At 30.5% G+C, this 18,648-nt stretch carries 12 protein-coding genes and 1 pseudogene; 9 read left to right on the top strand and 4 right to left on the bottom strand.

From position 1 onward, the window contains the following. Nucleotides 1-22 precede the first annotated feature (22 nt). Nucleotides 23-943 carry an alpha/beta fold hydrolase gene (locus tag G9F71_RS18020; RefSeq protein WP_164949155.1) on the top strand — a complete coding sequence of 307 codons (921 nt, stop codon included), beginning with the start codon at nucleotides 23-25 and terminating at the stop codon, nucleotides 941-943. A gap of 239 nt (nucleotides 944-1,182) precedes the next feature. Here G9F71_RS18020 and rsmH read toward each other — a convergent pair whose 3' ends face one another. After that, nucleotides 1,183-2,232, bottom strand: a complete 1,050-nt coding sequence (rsmH, locus tag G9F71_RS18015) for a 16S rRNA (cytosine(1402)-N(4))-methyltransferase RsmH (RefSeq protein ID WP_164949154.1) — start codon at nucleotides 2,230-2,232, stop codon at nucleotides 1,183-1,185. 246 nt (nucleotides 2,233-2,478) lie between these two features. Between rsmH and G9F71_RS18010 the strand changes: the two genes are divergently transcribed. Next, the gene (locus tag G9F71_RS18010; protein ID WP_164949251.1) at nucleotides 2,479-3,366 is read left to right on the top strand and encodes a fructose bisphosphate aldolase; all 888 of its coding nucleotides are present in this window, start codon (nucleotides 2,479-2,481) and stop codon (nucleotides 3,364-3,366) included. Between the two features lie 420 nt (nucleotides 3,367-3,786). After that, on the top strand, nucleotides 3,787-4,614 hold the full coding sequence (locus tag G9F71_RS18005) for a PrsW family intramembrane metalloprotease (RefSeq protein ID WP_164949153.1): 828 nt from the start codon (nucleotides 3,787-3,789) through the stop codon (nucleotides 4,612-4,614). 814 nt (nucleotides 4,615-5,428) lie between these two features. Here G9F71_RS18005 and G9F71_RS18000 read toward each other — a convergent pair. From G9F71_RS18000 to G9F71_RS17990, 3 genes and pseudogenes are all read right to left on the bottom strand, one after another. Next, entirely contained in the window at nucleotides 5,429-6,241 is an 813-nt protein-coding gene (locus tag G9F71_RS18000) for a hypothetical protein (protein ID WP_164949152.1), read from the bottom strand. A 265-nt stretch (nucleotides 6,242-6,506) separates the two neighbouring features. Continuing rightward, a pseudogene (locus tag G9F71_RS27785) lies at nucleotides 6,507-6,608 on the bottom strand (hypothetical protein); the annotation flags it as partial. 21 nt (nucleotides 6,609-6,629) lie between these two features. Further along, nucleotides 6,630-6,872 (bottom strand): hypothetical protein, encoded by a 243-nt coding sequence (locus G9F71_RS17990; protein WP_164949151.1) that lies wholly within the window; start codon nucleotides 6,870-6,872, stop codon nucleotides 6,630-6,632. 366 nt (nucleotides 6,873-7,238) lie between these two features. On the opposite strand from G9F71_RS17990, the gene G9F71_RS17985 reads away from it, so the two are divergent. The 6 genes from G9F71_RS17985 (at nucleotide 7,239) to pglX (ending at nucleotide 18,553) form a co-directional block, all read left to right on the top strand. Beyond that, nucleotides 7,239-8,939 (top strand): ATP-binding protein, encoded by a 1,701-nt coding sequence (locus G9F71_RS17985; RefSeq protein WP_164949150.1) that lies wholly within the window; start codon nucleotides 7,239-7,241, stop codon nucleotides 8,937-8,939. Nucleotides 8,940-9,207: 268 nt separating this feature from the next. Further along, nucleotides 9,208-9,582, top strand: coding sequence for a hypothetical protein (locus G9F71_RS17980; RefSeq protein ID WP_164949149.1), 375 nt, complete (start codon nucleotides 9,208-9,210; stop codon nucleotides 9,580-9,582). A gap of 194 nt (nucleotides 9,583-9,776) precedes the next feature. Beyond that, nucleotides 9,777-10,373, top strand: a complete 597-nt coding sequence (locus tag G9F71_RS17975) for a DUF1819 family protein (RefSeq protein WP_164949148.1) — start codon at nucleotides 9,777-9,779, stop codon at nucleotides 10,371-10,373. Nucleotides 10,374-10,469: 96 nt separating this feature from the next. Continuing rightward, nucleotides 10,470-11,054: a DUF1788 domain-containing protein gene (locus tag G9F71_RS17970; RefSeq protein WP_164949147.1), complete on the top strand. Its 585-nt coding sequence runs from the start codon at nucleotides 10,470-10,472 to the stop codon at nucleotides 11,052-11,054. A gap of 20 nt (nucleotides 11,055-11,074) precedes the next feature. Then, nucleotides 11,075-14,722, top strand: coding sequence for a BREX system P-loop protein BrxC (brxC, locus tag G9F71_RS17965; protein ID WP_164949146.1), 3,648 nt, complete (start codon nucleotides 11,075-11,077; stop codon nucleotides 14,720-14,722). A gap of 51 nt (nucleotides 14,723-14,773) precedes the next feature. Then, nucleotides 14,774-18,553 carry a BREX-1 system adenine-specific DNA-methyltransferase PglX gene (pglX, locus tag G9F71_RS17960; RefSeq protein WP_164949145.1) on the top strand — a complete coding sequence of 1,260 codons (3,780 nt, stop codon included), beginning with the start codon at nucleotides 14,774-14,776 and terminating at the stop codon, nucleotides 18,551-18,553. The last annotated feature ends 95 nt before the right edge of the window (nucleotides 18,554-18,648 follow it).

Raw genomic sequence — 18,648 nt, 5'->3', positions numbered from 1 at the left:
ATAGAAAAGAGGTTAAAAGGTAATGACTGTTTTTGCAATTATCTTAGGAGTCATTGTTTGTCTTAATATAATCGGATTTGCAATCAACAAAATATTTTTTTCAAATGAGCTTGAAGCTGTATCACCTTATGGACAGATGGTAGAAATAAAGGAGCAAAAGATGCATGTGTATTCTATGGGTGATGGCGAGAAAACCTTTGTGTTGTTACCCGGTTTTGGGGTGTCTTTACCAAGTGCGGACTTTGGGCCACTGATGAGAGAGCTTTCTAAAGAATATACTGTTGTCTGCATTGAATATTTCGGTATTGGTTTCAGCGACCAGACAGATACACCACGAACAAATGAAAACTATACGGAAGAAATCAGAACTGCATTGTCTTTGGCTGGCTTTAAGGCGCCTTATGTCTTAATGCCTCACTCCGCGTCTGGCATTTACAGTGAATATTATGCCGCAAAATATCCTGATGAGGTGTCTGCGATTATTATGCTGGACACAACATCAACTGCAAAAACAGGAACTGGAAATCCGCCCAAATTCTTATTCGGAATAGCCAAGTTGCAGCAAGCTTGTGGATTAACACGCATTAATGGATTGATGCATCCTTCTCAAAAATCCGAAAATGGATACACTGAAAAAGAAATCAGTGACTATAAATTGTTTGCTTATTATGTTCTCAACGATACTATAATCAATCAGTCGTATCGCATGCTTGAAAATATCAAGGAGGTAAATGCAATAGGTTTCCCTCAAGAAATACCGGTATTGAAACTTATATCCTCACAAACGGAGAAAAAAGCAGGAGCAGAATATCAAATAAATCACTTAAATAGACTGGGAGCAAAAGCTGAATCAAGAATTATTGATTGCTCCCATTTCATTTATCAAACTAATGTTACAGATATTTGTGATGCAGTAAGTACTTTCCTCGAAAAAATCAACTGATAATGTTTATATATAGGGAGATAACCAATAAAATGTTTTACTTAAATATTAAAGTATCATTTGTTGTATTATAATGAAAGTGAATAATTTTGAGGTAAGAGAAGTCTATTTTTTTTAGTAATAGCCTATTATAATCAAGAAGATTGATTATAATAGGCTATTTTGATAAAGTCATTTAGAATTATTAAAAAGACTAAATTGCTGTATTTTTAGGCAAATAAAGTGCCGAAAATTAAAAATTATGCTTTTATAGCCCAACGTAATTTAGCACAGCGAGCACGACCATTGGTATTACATTCTTGTGATGATGGTCGAATAGCATCGGGAGCTATTTCACGATAGATGCCTTCACGAAAAAAGCGTTGAAAAGATTTTTTAACGAGACGATCTTCTCCTGAATGAAATGAGAGTATAGCAACGCGCCCGCCCTCAGCAAGGGTAGTAGGAAGCTTTTCCAAAAAATCATATAACACTTCAAATTCATTATTGACATCAATTCGCAATGCTTGAAAGCATCGTTGACAGGTTTTTTTAATCGCATCCTTCGTATCATTTCCTGGAATAAATTTCAGAGCATCTTTGATAATTTGTTGAAGCTGCGTTGTTGTTGATATATCTATTCCTTTTTTAATTTGGGAAATAATAGCTCTAGCGATTGCCGCAGCATTAGGCTCGTCGGCGTTTTCTATAAGCATTCCTTCTAATTCATCTAGCGAAACAGTTTTTAAACGAGCTGCAGCAGATATACCTTTTTTAGGATTTAGACGTAAGTCGAGTGGCCCTTCACTCTTAAATGAAAATCCTCTTTCAGGATTGTCTATTTGCATTGAAGAGACACCCAAATCTGCCAATACAAAATTCAATGGCCCTGATTCTAAAGCAATTTGATCTATATGGGAAAAGTTCATTTGTTTGATTGTTAAAATTTCGGAGCCATAACCTAAGCTCTCTAAGCGCTCTTGGGTGCGGGGTAACTCAATAGAATCTACGTCCATTGCATACAAGTGCCCCTTTGAATTTAAGCATTTAAGCATCTCTAAAGTATGACCACCATAACCTAGTGTTACATCTAGTCCTGTTTGCCCAGGAGTAATTTGTAAGAATTCTAATATTTCTTTAACACAAATTGAACGATGCATACCAGCAGGAGTACTACCCTTTTGAATAACTTTTGCTATGGTATCAGCATATTTCTCTGGTTGCAGTTCCTTATATTTTTCTTTATAAGATTTAGGGTTAGTGCCTTTATATCGAACACGTCGCTGATGTTTTTGCTCTTGATTATCCATTGTTACTCCACCTTTTTTTATAGCTTATTATAATGTTGCTACAAACCATATGATACCAAATACAATTCATAAAAGCAAACTCACAAAGAAGAAAATCTGTTAGAAAAATTCCTGTTCCCAATTAAAATGAACTTTGAAAAAAATAGATTAATTTATGGTTTTATAAAAATGGAAAGCATACGTAGGAAGTGCTATAATAAAATTAAAGATATTATTCAGTTAATAAAAATGAAAGGGGATAATTATATGAATAAGGAACAAATGGATCGAATCCATACTGGAAAAGGGTTTATAGCTGCATTGGACCAGAGTGGGGGCAGTACTCCCACTGCACTTCTACAGTATGGAATTTCGAAAGACAGTTATTCAAATGACGAAGAAATGTTCAATTTGGTACACGAAATGAGAACTCGTATTATCACGAACCCTGCATTCAATTCGGATCATATTTTGGGTGCCATTTTATTCGAAAACACTATGGATCGTAAAATTGGTGATCAATTTACCGCGGATTTTCTTTGGAAGAACAAAAACGTTGTGCCTTTTTTAAAGATTGATAAAGGGCTGGATGGACTTGAAAACGGTGTTCAACTCATGAAACCAATTCCCAATTTGAATGAACTCTTAAAACGGGCAGTTGAAAAAAACATTTTCGGGACAAAAATGCGTTCAGTCATTAAAGAAGCCAATTCAGAAGGAATTCGAAAATTAGTTGAGCAACAGTTCGATATTGGCAAGAAAATAGCTCAGGCGGGGCTTATTCCAATTATCGAACCTGAGGTTGATATCCACAGCAAGGATAAGGAAAAATCAGAAAAACTATTAAAATCTGAAATTTCCAATCAATTAGCTGCCCTTGACAAGGACGTCAAAGTCATGCTTAAACTTTCAATACCAACAGTAGATAACTTCTATCACGATTTAATGGATAATCCGCATGTTTTACGGATTGTGGCTTTATCAGGAGGATATACTCAAAGCGAAGCAAATGAAAAACTTGCGCATAATCACGAACTGATAGCTAGCTTTTCACGCGCATTATCGCAAGGATTGACCGCCCAGCAAACAGACAAAGAATTCAATTTGATGTTATCCAATTCAATTTGTACAATTTATGAGGCATCCATCAAATAATGTAGATATTTATTCTGAAAGTTACTAGGTTCTCAAACTTTCTTATATTGAGCAATTAAGACTGTACTTAAAATAGTGCAGTCTTTTGTTATTTATAAATAACATCATTCAACCTATCCGCTGCATCTGCCCCAAACTATATAATAATTGTCATGAAATGAACATGTGTTCTAATTAATTATAAACGGATTTAGTAAAATTTTTAAGAATTAAATTAAAATTGTAAAAAATAATAAAAATAATACACTACTCCCAATGCTATTTAGAATGCTAAAACAATGCATAATATAAATCGAACCTATAATTTTAAGGAATTTGAGAACAATATATATTAGACCAAATTTATTTGAAGACCTCTAAACTCAATTAGTAATAATATAAGACCGTAACTTCAGTGATGGGAGGTTCGCAGAAAGGATTATGAAAAATATGGAAAAAGTAACAACTAAAAAACGGTATAAATGGTGGAGATTATTAATAATAGGGTTAATATTATACATAGTAGGTTTAGGAGTCCTGGTATTAACACGAAACCAAAATCTATTTCCATCAATAGTTATGCTAGGCAACTTCCTTATACCAGTTATCTACGTGGCCTTTTTATATCAAAAAAGAACATTAAGCAATGTAAGTATGCCTATGACTCTTGCAGGTTTCTTTTATGGTGGGTTTTTAGGAGTTTTTGCAGCAGCAATGCTTGAACCAATTTTTATCCAAAACCTTAACTTTTCAACAGCTATGTTTGTAGGTATAATTGAAGAATTTGCAAAAATCGTTGGAGTATTAGTTATTTTCAGAAATAGAAACCATGACCTTCAGCTAGATGGGCTAATTATTGGAGCAGCCGCTGGAATGGGATTTGCAGCATTAGAGAGCTCGGGCTATGCTTTTGCTACGTTTATAAAGAGTGGTGGAAGTTTATCAGCTACTGTTTATATAACACTGCTCAGAGGAATATTATCTCCACTAGGGCATGGTACTTGGACAGCTATTTTAGCAGCTGTACTTTTAAGAGAAAGTGCTCCGAGAAAATTTACATTAAATATAAGGGTTATTGGAGCATATGTTACCGTGGTTGTGCTGCATGGACTTTGGAATGGAATACCCTCTGTAATTGGAATGTTTACATCTTCCCCAATTGCTATTTTTATCGGACAGTGCATCATTGGTATTCTTGGTATACTTATATTGATTAGATTGTGGTTTAAAGCAAAAAAACAGGCGCGAGAACGATTGACAAGGGACTAATAATTTTTAGTTTATATTAGAATCTCCGAAGTTTTCTTTAGCAAGTTTCTGACTTTCAGTCATCTCCTAGCACCATGAAAATGAAAAACATTGGGGCTTTAAAATTTATTTTTTTATTGGGAAATAAAGATTTGGTGTGTTTTCAGAAATGCTTTTGAATTCATATCTTTTTTTTTATAATATTTGATTATTTTAGGCAATGCTTTACAGGAATTTTTGTGGATATAATTGCAATGTAAAAGCAATATAATGGAAGAGAGTTCTTCACTTACTTTTGTAGCATCTCTATAATTGATTTGGAGATGCATTTGCATGTAAGCCATCTGAAGTTACCATATTCCAATCATATATTTTAAAATTATAACTATGCAATTTATTTAAATAAGCTTCTGTCAGTCGGTTGCTACTTCCTCCAGGAAATCTAATTATATTAGGCGAATTTCCATTTAATCTATTTATTTCATTATATTATCTGTGATTATGCTAGGACCATCATCAAAAGTTAAATAAATTACTTTCTTTTCCTGATTAACAATTTTTATAGATGTATTAAGGTCTTTAATTGGCCGAGTAGAGTTTTATATTACAATACCCATTACATTTTCTTTATAAGTTAAAATTATAAAAAACGTGGTTATAAATCTGAAGTAAGCTTCGTTAAAGTGAAGGAATGGTTATTATAAATGATTTTAATGTAGGTGCAAATGAAAATGAAATTAAGAAGTTTATAGGAGTATAACCTGACATAAAAAATCAGTTAAACATTTAATTGGTTAACTGATTTTTAATATCAAATATTATAGTTGATATTATATTATTTTTTTAATTCTTGTTTTCCAGTCACTTTACTTTTAGAATCCATTATGAATGTAGATTTAGCTTCATCCGTAGTAAAATATACATTTCCTTTAATTGTAGTATCTATTAACCGAAAGTTATTTGATGTTACATAAAGGTCACCTATAAAAGTTCCATGTTCTATGATAGTTTGAGTACTTTTAATAGTTAATTTTGGCACAGTTAAAGTGAATCTAGTAGTTATGTTGTTATCTTTGCCTTGACTGTATAGATATATCTTGCGTTCCATAAGAGCTTTCTCATTATTAAACTCACCATCAACTATAAGTTCTTTATTAAAAGTTAGATTCTTTTTTATAGCAATAATCTGTGTACCTTTTCTACTTATAGCTTTTTCAAAATCAGCTGTAGTACTTACTGTTGAAGTTGTATTTACTACATTTGGTGTTGTTGCTAATTCCTGCTTTCCAGTCACTTTACTTTTAGAATCCATTTTGAATGTAGATTTAGCTTCATTCGTTGTAAAATATACATTTCCTTCAATTGTAGTATCTTTTAATTGTAGATTATTTCCATAAACATAAAGGTCACCTTTGAAAGTTCCATGTTCTATAGTCCCGTTTGGACTATTAATAGTTAGTTTTGGCACTGCTGTGGTTACTACATTTGGGGTTGTTACTGATGGGGTTGTTGCTGGTGGTGTTATTGTTTGCGGTGATGTTATCGGTGCTGGCTTTGTTACCTGTGGTGTTTTTACAAGAGGTCTAGCACACCCCACAAATAATGTAGTTGATAGAGCTAATGTTAATAATATTTTTTTTACTTTCAATTTAAATTCCTCCTTATTAGAAAAAGTTTTTACTTTATATGTAGTATAACCAAAATAATGAAAATTATTATGTTGTAAATCCATTTATTACTTATAATTAAGTCAACAATTTGGGGGACTCTTACACCAATGATTATATGGCCCTTTAATGCCCATTTTCCTAGTACTTTTATTCTGCCACTATAAATCAAATAATTTTTAAAAGCACCTGCATTAACCATGCTGATTTTCCGTCAGATCCATTAAATTTTATGTATGTAGAGTGTTAAGTACCATCAAATCGAAGACCGCTCCCCTCTTTATCTCCAATGGATTGAAATACGTAATTGGTACAATTTGCACCAATGCCAGAATAATTTGTATATCTTTTATTATATTTTGTTGAGCTTCAACTTGCCCATTGTATTCCACAGTATTTATCAGCAGTTATTCTGCCATAACGACCTTTAGTAACTACATTGACTTCAAATGGCATTTTAGGACAACTTACCAGATTATAAATATGTTTTTTAACAGCATTAGGTATGAAGTCTTTCATTTCTCGTAAATATGAATTTAATGCATCCTCAAAGCAATCTAAATACCAATCAGAATAAATTATCCATTTCCCCTCTTTTTTTATTAGTTTCATAGAGTGTGTTAATCCTACACCAAAAATAAGAAGGAAGTTGTATTAAACTGGTATTCTTATTTTTTTGTTTTTATTTCCCGAAAACCTTAGAAAACTTATAGAAGAAATATATATTCTGTGAGTTGAATTTAAATGCATAAGTGATTGTTCATCAAAGCAATTGTCTCTCTGACTATATATTAACTACAACTGTGCTTTAGCTAAAACTGTATTTGTATAATATTATCTACCATTAACAAAATTTATAAAGGAAAGTGTATGAAAGAATGACTATTGAAATATTTTCAGATGAATTAAACTTTTCTTACAGGGTATATTATTTCACATGGAAATGGTAAAATTAAATAGATGAAGGAGTGAGCTTATATGAAGAGAATACCTTATGGGATTTCTAATTTTGAAGTTTTAAGAGAAAAAAATTACCTTTATGTAGATAAAACATCTTATATAGATATACTAGATACATATTCACCCTATCAATTTTTTATAAGACCTAGAAGGTTTGGAAAAAGTTTATTTATATCAATGCTTGAAAATTATTACGATATAAATAAAAGTGATAAATTTGAAAAGTTATTTGGAGATTTATATATAGGCAAAAATCCTACAGAAGAGAGAAACAACTTTCTTGTTTGGAAAATAAGCTTTGCAGGAGTAGATGCAGGACACGGGGAAGAAGAGTTAAGAAGGAGTTTTAACGAGAAGATTATTTTAAGTATAGAAAAGTTTGTAAATTATTATTCCAATTTATTAGAAGAAAAAGTTGTTTCAAAAGATATAAAGAGTGCGGAAATAGCAGTACAATATATATCACTTCTGGCCAGTAAAATAAATAAGCATGTGTTTGTTCTCATAGATGAATATGATAACTTTGCAAATGAATTAATCACTGGAGGTAAACAAAATACTTACAAAAGCATTGTCCGACCTGGTGAAGGTTTTGTTAAAGTTTTTTACAAGGCTTTAAAAGATGCAACTGCAGATAACTTTACAAGGATATTTATGACTGGAGTAAGTCCTATAATGTTAGATGATTTAACCAGTGGGTTTAACATAACTATGAACTATACGTTAGATAGAAACCTTAATGCTATGCTTGGGTTTACAAGAGATGAACTTTCTTCTATTATGGATGAAGTTGGGCTTACTGATTATGAGCTTAGAAAAAAGATTTGCAAAGATATGACTGAGTATTATAACGGATATAAATTTAATGAAAAATGCAAATCAGTTTTTAATCCGGATATGACTATGTATTTTCTTAACAGATATCTAGCATATAATGAGTACCCAAAAGAAATGATAGATAATAATGTAAAAACAGACTATGGTAAAGTAAATCAGCTTGCTTATAATTTTAATGATAGGGAAGCTTTGGATGAAATAATGTCTACTGGTGAAACATCAACAGTTCTTGTAGATAGATTTAATATTCAGACTATGTACAGTGAAAAAGAGAATTTTAAATCTTTACTATTTTATCTTGGAATGCTTACTATAAAAGAATCAGGTCCTCTTGGAACTGTACTAAAGATACCTAATTATGTTATAAGAACGATTTACTGGGAACAATATTTTCAAAAGATAAGTGAAAATTATAATATTGAAACTCAAAAAATTAGAATCGCGGTAAATGAAATGAGAATGTATGGTAATATTCAACTGTTGATAGAGATTATAAAAGGTATATTAGATGATTTATCTAATAGAGACCTTATACAAATGGATGAGAAAAATGTAAAAATGATGTTTCTTACTTTACTTGGTGTAGATAATACTTATTTTATAAAAAGCGAAGATGAAAATAGTAAAGGCTATGTTGATTTAATGCTTAAAAGAAAAATTCAGTTTAAAGATATAACTAAATTTCAATGGATTATAGAATTAAAATATATAAAAGAAAGTGACCGGAATACTTTAGAAAAAGTAAAAGAGCAAGGGTTAAAACAACTTGAAATGTATGGACAAAGTAAAATGGTTCAGGATGAAATGCAGAAAGAGGAATTAAAGAAAGTACTAATTATTGTTGTAGGGAAAAAAGACATTTATACTGTGAATTTAAGCTAATAATGAGTTAATATCTTTATGTGATTACATCGTATAATTGTAAGCGTCAAAAATTCTCCGTATTTATTTTTAGGAACTACTTTGATAAACTAAATCCAGTAGTAAGTAGCAAGTGCTTTTCTACTGGATTTTATTTTAATCTTTTTTACCAACTGGTGGGGGATTAGATTTAACAGGGGCTGATTATTCAGAAGAGGCAGGATGTATAAAACTTTATTTCGGATCTACTTATGACATAGTTAAGTCGGCTAAATTACTATTTCATCATGTGGGAGATTCTTATGAATGGGCATATTTTAGATTAGAAACTTATGAACTCGAGCAAAGCAGTGTTTATGAAACTAAATTTGAAAATAGAAAAGAAGTGCTTGATTTGGGAGAAGCAAATTATATTGATAGAAAATTTTGGGACATGGGATTTTACTATGATGAAAAAGGAAGTAAGAAAGAAATTCCTAATAATGCTACTGTCGTAACGAGATATTTTAATGGTTCATTTGTAATATTTGCTAAAGCATCAATTTATAATGGGGTTTCCAGCACGTATGATGGAAGACATAACAAAATGAGTAATGAAAGATTTAGAAAATATATTGAAAGTGAAGTTGATTCTTTAAAAGAAAAGAATAATAAAAATATATAGTGTTTTTTTGATGCCTAAATTTATTATTCTAGAAAATCCACTTTTAAATAATCCCAAAAACAGAAGTGTAGTATCCCTATACTTCTGTTTTTTATGCAAAAATATTTTTATTTAGACAATTAATAACATGTAACTTTAATTTTTATTATGGTACAATTATTATTGTAAAACTGGACCACGGAGGTAAAAAAATTATGGAATATAAATCTACTATTAAGTCTAGACCATATTTATATAAAGAAACTAAAAAGGCTGCAATACTTATAAAACAAGGGGTTACAATAGATGAGATAAAAAATAAATCAATAGAAGATAATATTTTTCAACTTGAAAGTGAAGCCAGAAAGAAGGAAGTTGCATCAATTATTGCTGCAAGACTTAAAGAGTTAGATGAATTTGTAATAGATAAGATATCAGAAGGTAATGTAGAAACTTCGAAAGTGCTTGTTTTATATGCTATTATAAAAACAGATAGGTTATTTTTTGAATTTATGAATGAAAATTATAAGGAAAAATTATTATTAAGAGATTTGTTTTTAAGAGATAAAGATTTTAATGCATTTTTTCAAAGTAAAAGAGAGCAAAGTGATAAAGTAGCCTCTTGGTCAGAATATACCTTTAAAAAGTTAAAACAGGTTTACATAAGAATTCTTTTTGAATGTGGACTTATTGAAAATCAAAAGGGAGATAGAGCAATAAAGACTCCTATATTAGAAAGTGAAGTAAAAGACTACCTATATAAAATAGGAGATAAAATATATATAAATGCAATATTAGGAGATAGTGAGTAGACGAGGCATAATAATTATTTTGTGCTCTTTAGGAATGCAGGAGGCGTAACAATTAATAATTGTTACGTGCTTTTGAGGAATACAGGAGGGAAAAACATGAAAGATATATATCAGAGAATTGATGAAATATTACCGAAGATAACTGGGACAGCATTTAGGCAAAATAAAGGCTTAGGTAATGAAATTGGATTTTATGTTTTTGATTATGATCCAGAGTACGAACTTTTAGTAAGGGATAGGGTCCAATTTATAAAGGAAAAGGCTAAGGGCGCATATGGACTAAATATAGCCCAATTTGATCTTTATGAAATAATTATAGAAATGTTAGATTCAAAAGGATATCTTAAAAGAAATTTTGAAATGGAAGAGAAAAAAGGTAGTGAACATGTACTTTTTAAGGCTACTAAAGCAACACTTAGAATAACAGAAGATGATGATGTGTTCGTTAAATATATAGGAGAAAGGCTTGAAGGCGTCGATATAGTTTTTTTAACTGGAGTAGGAAAGGCATGGCCCATAATAAGGTCACATACTATTCTAAATAATCTACATAGGATTGTAGAAAATCAACCACTTGTAATGTTCTTTCCGGGAACATATGATGGGGGATCACTTATGTTGTTTAACAGTTTAAAAGATGATAATTACTATAGAGCATTTTCATTAGTAGATAAATATTGAAATTACAGGGGGAAGGCTAAATGAACTTTATGCTAAAAGACATGTTTTACAAAAGAATAAATAGGGATATAAAAGGGGTTATAAAAGTTGGACAGGCAGATGATGAAAATATAAAACAAGAATTGGATGAGTATGTTGTAACATCGGAGTTAAATAAATATATTGATAGATTTTTTGAAGCCTATAAAACAGGTATATCAGGAACTACAGATAAAAATGGAGTATGGATTTCTGGTTTTTTTGGTAGTGGTAAGTCTCACTTTTTAAAGATACTTTCTTATCTTTTAGAAAATAGACAAATAGAAGGTAAAAACGCTATTAATTATTTCGATGATAAAAAATTAGATAGTTTCATTTTAGCCAACATGAAGCAAGCGGGAGATATACCTTGTGACGTTATTCTTTTCAACATAGATTCAAAATCTGATTCTGATTCCAAATCTAATAAAGATGCTATAGTTAAAGTTTTTAATAAGGTATTTAATGAAATGCAAGGGTTTTGTGGTTCTATGCCATGGATAGCAGACGTAGAAAGACAAATGGTTAAAGATGGTGTATATGATAATTTTAAAAATGTATTTAAAGAGTCATCAGGGAACACATGGGAGAAGTCTAGGGCGGATTTTTACTATGAAGAAGATGCAATAGTTGCGGCTCTTTCAAAAACAACTAAAATGAGTGAGGAAGCAGCAAGAAATTGGTACAATAAGTGCGAAGAAAACTATTCATTAAGTATAGACAACTTTGCGTCGAAGGTTAAAGAATATAGTGAGTCTAAAGGAAAGAACCACCATGTTGTTTTTTTAGTGGATGAAATAGGGCAGTACATAGGAGACAATACTGGGCTTATGCTAAATCTCCAAACAGTAGTAGAAGAGTTAGGAACTAAGTGTAGTGGCAAATGCTGGATTGTAGTTACATCACAAGAAGGCTTAGATGAATTTACAAAGGTTAAGGGAAATGACTTCTCAAAGATTCAAGGTAGGTTCAATACAAGGTTATCGCTATCATCTGGAAATGTTGATGAAGTAATTAAGAAACGTATACTTAGAAAAAAAGATAATGCAGCAAGTCATTTAAAAGCATTATACGAGCAAAAGGAATCTATAATAAAGAACCTTTTAACATTTACATCGGATACTGCTGAAATGAAACTATATAAAAATGGAGATGAATTTGCAGAGGTTTATCCATTTATACCTTACCAGTTTAACTTACTTCAATCAGCCTTTAATGGAGTTCGTGAACATGGAGCATCAGGTAAGAGTTTATCTAAGGGAGAAAGAAGTTTACTTGGGGCATACCAACAAGTTGCTATAGATTACATGGATGAGGATACTAATGTACTTATACCATTTTCAGCATTCTATAGAACTATAGAAACCTTTTTAGATTCATCAATAAGATCAGTTATTATTCATGCGGAAAAAAACAATAATTTAAATGAATATGATGTTGAAGTTTTAAAGCTATTATTCTTGATTAAGTATGTAAAAGAAGTTAAAGCTAATATAGAAAATCTATCTACATTATTAATAAGTGAAATAGATGCAGATAAGTTAGAGACAAAGAAAAAGGTTCAAGAATCTTTAAATAAACTAATAAGAGAAACACTAGTTCAAAAGAATGGTGATGAATATATATTCCTAACTAATGATGAGCAGGATGTAAATAAAGAAATTAAAAATATGGCAGTTGACAATGGAGAGGTTATTCAAAAGGCCGCTGAAATAATCTTTGATGATATATATGGAGATTCTAAATTCTCATACTCACGAAAGTATCAATTTACCTTTAATAAAATTGTAGATGATAGAGGTAGAGGACCACAAACAAATGAAATAGGAGTTAAGATTATAACTGCAAACTTTGATTTAGTAGGTGGAACAAGTGAAAGCGAATTAAAACTGATATCCACTAGGGAAAATAATGTAATTATAAACATTGCAAAGGCTGTTAATTATCTAGATGAAATAGAAAATGTATTAAAGATTGATGCTTACCTAAGAGTTAAGGGTGGATCAAAATCTAGTACGGCCATAGAAGATATTAAAACAAAGAAAAGCCGCGAAAGAGAAGATAGGGCAAAGAGAGTGAAATTTTTAATAGAAGAAGCGTTAAGAACTGCGCAGGTATATGTAAATGGTAGTCTTTTAGATATAAAAGAAAAAGGTGGAATAGACAGAATAAATGAAGGGTTAAGAGCCTTAATAGATTCTAAATACAATAAGATAAACTATATAAAGGAATTCAAAGAAAATTCCAAAGATCTTTATGATATTATAGATTCTAAATTAAATCAAATGTCATTAATAGATAATAATCCAAATAGACTGGCAGCAGATGAAGTTAATACTCATATACAAACTAGCTGCGCAAGAAATCTTCAAGTAACAGTTAAGAGTATATTAACTAAGTTCTCAAATTCTCCTTATGGATGGAAGGACATTGATATACAGGCTATCATAGTAAATTTATTCAAAAAACAAGATATTAAGGTTATATTAAATGGAGATGTATTAAACCCTAATAATAGAGAAATAGTAAATTATATAACTAAGCGAGATTATCTTGAAAGAGTTATAGTAAAGACTAGGGAAAAAGTAAATCAAAAATATATAGATGTGGTTCGAGACTTAAATAAAGACTTATTTGGATTCTCATCTCTGCCAAGCGATGAAGATGGGATAATGAGTATATTTAAAGATGAATGCAGGAAGGAACTTTCAAGAATTAATGAAATGCTTGTTAACTTTGCACTTAGAACAGCTTATCCAGGAGAAAAAACTTTAAAAGATGGTAAGAAATTATTTGCTGACGTAATAGAGGTTACAGACACAATAGACTTTTTTAAAAAAGTCTATGACTTAGAAGGTGACTTTTTAGAGTATGCAGATAATATTGATGAGATAAAAGGATTCTTTTATAAAAAAGAAAATGGAATAATAGAGTTTTCATCAAAGGGAGAGCAAAGAATCATATTTGATAATGCAATAGATAAGTTAAAGAATTATGAGGATAACAAAGAGTATATAGTGAATGATGATATAAAAGTAGTTACAGGAGAAATAAAAGAAATATTAAGAATGGGTAAACCATATTCTAAGATACCTACAATACCTCTTTTAATAGAAAAGTATAACAATAACATAGTAGCATTATTAGAAGAAGAAAGTGTTCCAGTAAAAGGCTTCATAGAAATGTGCAGGAAAGAGGTTTTTGAAACATTAGATGGATATGATTTTAAATGTAAGTTCGAGAGTAGGGTAATGGATGAATTCAATAGTCTTTATGCAAGACTCGACAGTGCAAGTAGTTTTGCTGTACTTTCATCCATGTCAGACCTTGCGGAGAAGGTTAAATTAAGGTGGATTAAGGAAATAGTAACAGAGGATGAAGAACAAAAAAGAATAAAGGCTAAAGAAATACAAGAGGCAAATAGAGTAGCAGAAGGAAACGGAAAGTTCGAAACAAAAACGATTACGTCACCTCATATAGTAGATATTATACCAGCGGTAGTCATAAGAACTAAAACTTTAAGCATGAGAGAGTTAGTTAAAGGGCAAAAGACAATAAAAAACAATGATGATATAGATGAAGTTGTAGAAGCACTTCGATCAAAATTAAGACAAGAATTAGACACGGATACAATAATAAGTTTAGTATAAAACTTGAGGGGAGATAATTCTCCCCTAGTTTGTACATATGGAGGAATTTAAATGGATAAGAATAAGATAAAATCCTTTGCTATATGGGCTAGAAGAAAATTAATAAGTTCAGTTGCAGATAGAGCAAGGTATATAGGGTTATATATAGATAGTAATGGTGATTTCAATGAAACTAAAGCAGAATTGGTTCAAGGTGGTTTCAAACTAAAAGGTATGGATGGAGTTTTTAAATTATCTTATAAAGATAGAGAAGTTTTAGTTAATAGAATAAAATCTTATGAGGATAAGAAAAAAGGTTTTGAGCAAGTAGTTGAAGAAGTAGCCTATACTTGGTTCAATAGATTTATGGGACTTAGATATATGGAGGTAAATGACTATCTTCCAAGTGGTATAAGAGTTCTTTCATCAGAGGTAGAAGGAAAAACAGAACCGGATGTTTTAACTAGAGTTTCAGAGGTATTAGATGAACTAAATAAATTTAATAAAGTTACGGATAAACAATTTCTAAATCCAGAAGAGATTTATGAACTTTTAGATTCTGGAAAAACAGAAGATAGGGAAAAGGCATATGGAAAAATATTAGTGAAGCAATGTAATGAATTAGGAAGAATAATACATCAAATGTTTGAAGAAATAACTGACTATACCGAGTTACTTCTACCTGATAACCTTTTAGAAGAAGGTTCTGTGATAAGAAAAATGGTAGAAGATATAGAAGAAACAGACTGGAAAGAAGAAGTAGAAATAATAGGTTGGATGTATCAATACTACATATCAGAAAAGAAGGATGAAGTATTTGCAGACTTAAAGAAAAACATAAAGATAACAAAAGAAAATATACCAGCAGCAACGCAATTATTCACTCCAAAGTGGATAGTTAAGTATATGGTAGAAAACTCATTAGGTAGATTATGGCTAGAAGGACACCCAAATGAGGAACTTCAAAAAGAGTGGAAATATTACCTAGAAGAAGCAAAACAAGAGCAAGAGGTAGAAGAAGAATTAAAGAAAATAAGAGAAGAGCACAGTAAACTAAAACCAGAGGATATAAAGGTACTAGATCCATGTATGGGTTCAGGACATATCTTAGTTTATGCATTTGATGTGCTATATGAAATATACAAAAATGCAGGGTATTCTGAAAGAGAAATACCAAGAATGATACTACAAAATAATCTATATGGGTTAGACATAGATGATAGAGCAGCACAACTAGCATCATTTGCTTTAATAATGAAGGCTAGACATTATAATAGAAGATTGTTTAGAGAGATGGAAAGAGAAAGTTTAGAGTTAAATTTATGCTCGATACAAGAAAGTAATGGACTATCTAAAGAGGCTGTGGAATACTTCATAGGTGAAAATGAAGATTTGAGAAAATATCTTGAATATTTAGTTGAGGTGTTTAGTGATGCTAAAGAATATGGTTCAATACTGGAAGTTAAGGAAATTGATTTTGGTGCTATTGAAAAAAGATTATCGGAAATAAAAGCATTTGAGCAAACTAATAGTGAGGATAGTATTGGATTTCCTATAGAATTCCCATTACAAATAGATATTTTCACAAATAAGAACAGAAATATTGTGTTAGAAAAAATACCTATTCTTGTTAAGCAAGGGAGGATAATGAGTAAGAAGTATGAGGTTTGTATCACTAATCCTCCGTATATGGCGAATAAGAATATGAATATTAGGTTAAGTAAGTATATTAATAAATATTATAGTAGTTGTAAAGTTGATTTGTATTCAGTATTTATAAAGAAGGCGATGAGTTTTACAAAAAAATATACTTCTTTAATAACTCAACAGTCTTGGATGTTTACGTCAACATTTGAGGATTTAAGAGTGGATATAGTAGAAACGAAACTAATATCATCATTAGTTCATCTTGGTGCGAGGGCGTTTAGTGAAATTGGAGGAGAAGTTGTTCAAACAGTAGCATTTGTACTTGGTAAAGATGGTAGAACTAATGAGTATATAGGAAATTTTATAAAACTATCCTCGATAAATGATAGTTTTGAAAAAGAAAGGCAATTTTTTAATGATAATAATTTATTTAAAGCATCCACTTCAAGTTTCAAGGGGATTGAAATGAATCCAATAGCATATTGGTGTTCTGAAAAATTTATAAGTGTTTTTAAAAAAGGAAAATATTTAAAGTCAATTTGTGAGCCTAAGGCAGGATTGGCTACGGGAGATAATACTATCTTTCAAAAATATTGGTTTGAAATAGATTATAATTTAATAGGATTCAATTATAAAGATTGCAATGAAACTTTAAATGTACAAGATAAGTGGTTCCCTTGTAATAGTGGTGGAGAGCATAGAAAATGGTATGGGAATCATGAAATGGTAGTTGAATGGCAAGATGATGGTAAGAAGATAAGAAATTTTAAAAGTGATTCAGGGAAATTAAAATCAAGACCACAAAATACAATCTATTATTTTAAAAAAGGAATTACGTGGAATAAAATTAGTACGGGAAACTTTTCAGTAAGGTATAAAGAAGAAGGGTTTATTTTTGATGATACTAGCAGATCAGCATTTATTGAAAATTATGATGATTTATTATTAATATTAGGTTTATTAACAACAAAATTATCAAAAATAATTCTTAATATATTAAATCCTACATTAAGTTATACCAATGCTGATATTTCAAGGATACCAGTATTAATTGATGATATTAGAAAAAATAGTATTAAAATATTAGATATTGTAAGATGGTGTATTAAAAAATCAAGAGATGATTGGGATTCATTTCAAACCTCATGGGATTTTAAAACTCATCCTTGCTTAAAGTTATTAGATAAAGGAGAACAATATAGATTAAGTGCTATATTTAGAATATGGGAAACAGAATGTGAAGAGACTTTTGAACAGTTGAAGAATAACGAAGAAGAGTTAAATAGACTATTCATTGATATTTATGGCTTACAAGATGAATTAACTCCAGATGTTGAGGACAAAGACATTACTATTAGAAAAGCAGATAGAGAAAGAGATATTAAGTCATTTATTTCATATGCTGTTGGTTGTATGTTAGGTAGATATTCTATTGATGCAGAAGGTCTTATTTATGCTGGCGGAGACTTTAAGGATAAGTGGAATTTAGAAGATAAAAAGGTTAGAAAGATAGAGACGGATGAAGAAGGCAATATAATATCAGATTCATGGGTTGAGGCTACTTTATTACCTGATGGTGACAATGTTATTCTTATTACAGAGGATGAATATTTTGAAGATGATATAGTTTCAAGATTTATTGATTTTGTTAGAACTGTTTATAGTGATGAAACTTTAGAGGAAAACTTAGATTTTATTGCTGATTCTATTGGTAGAAAGCCTTCTGAAACTGCAAGACAGGCAATTAGAATATACTTTATTAAAGGTTTCTACAAGGATCACTTAAAGGTTTATAAAAAGAGACCTATTTACTGGATGTTTGAGTCAGGTAAGAATGATGGATTTAAGGCTTTAGTTTATATGCATAGATATAACGAACAAACTGTTGCAAAGGTTAGAACGGATTATCTTCATACATTACAAAGAAAGTATGAAGCAGAGATGCAAAGGCAACAATTAATAGTAGACTCAGAAGAATACACTATAAAAGATAGAACTGTTGCTAAAAAGAAGATAGATAGAATATCAAAGCAGATAGAAGAGTGTAGAGAGTATGATCAAGTAGTAGCCCATTTAGCAAATGAGAAAATATCTATTGATTTAGATGATGGGGTTAAGGTTAACTATGAAAAGTTCCAAGGGGTTAAGGTTATTAACTCTAAGGAAAAGGAAGTTAAGATGGATTTACTGGCAAATATAAAATAGTGAGGACTATATATAGAAGTATTGGAAATAATAAATAAAGTATAATTTTAAGAGTTTGTACAGCTATAGCTAGATTAGTATAAGTGTGAAAAATC

The organism is Clostridium sp. FP2, assembly GCF_011065955.2.
Lineage (GTDB): Bacteria > Bacillota > Clostridia > Clostridiales > Clostridiaceae > Clostridium_AD > Clostridium_AD tagluense.
The sequence above is the reverse complement of the archived record's forward strand: the minus strand, read 5'-3'. Positions and strand labels throughout refer to the sequence as shown.

Coding starts and splice junctions, on each gene's coding strand:
- G9F71_RS18005 (WP_164949153.1), top strand. CDS start 3,787: ATGAAAAATATGGAAAAAGTAACAACTAAAAAACGGTATAAATGGTGG.
- brxC (WP_164949146.1), top strand. CDS start 11,075: ATGAACTTTATGCTAAAAGACATGTTTTACAAAAGAATAAATAGGGAT.
- rsmH (WP_164949154.1), bottom strand. CDS start 2,232: ATGGATAATCAAGAGCAAAAACATCAGCGACGTGTTCGATATAAAGGC.
- G9F71_RS18020 (WP_164949155.1), top strand. CDS start 23: ATGACTGTTTTTGCAATTATCTTAGGAGTCATTGTTTGTCTTAATATA.
- G9F71_RS18010 (WP_164949251.1), top strand. CDS start 2,479: ATGAATAAGGAACAAATGGATCGAATCCATACTGGAAAAGGGTTTATA.
- pglX (WP_164949145.1), top strand. CDS start 14,774: ATGGATAAGAATAAGATAAAATCCTTTGCTATATGGGCTAGAAGAAAA.
- G9F71_RS17990 (WP_164949151.1), bottom strand. CDS start 6,872: ATGAAACTAATAAAAAAAGAGGGGAAATGGATAATTTATTCTGATTGG.
- G9F71_RS17985 (WP_164949150.1), top strand. CDS start 7,239: ATGAAGAGAATACCTTATGGGATTTCTAATTTTGAAGTTTTAAGAGAA.
- G9F71_RS17975 (WP_164949148.1), top strand. CDS start 9,777: ATGGAATATAAATCTACTATTAAGTCTAGACCATATTTATATAAAGAA.
- G9F71_RS17970 (WP_164949147.1), top strand. CDS start 10,470: ATGAAAGATATATATCAGAGAATTGATGAAATATTACCGAAGATAACT.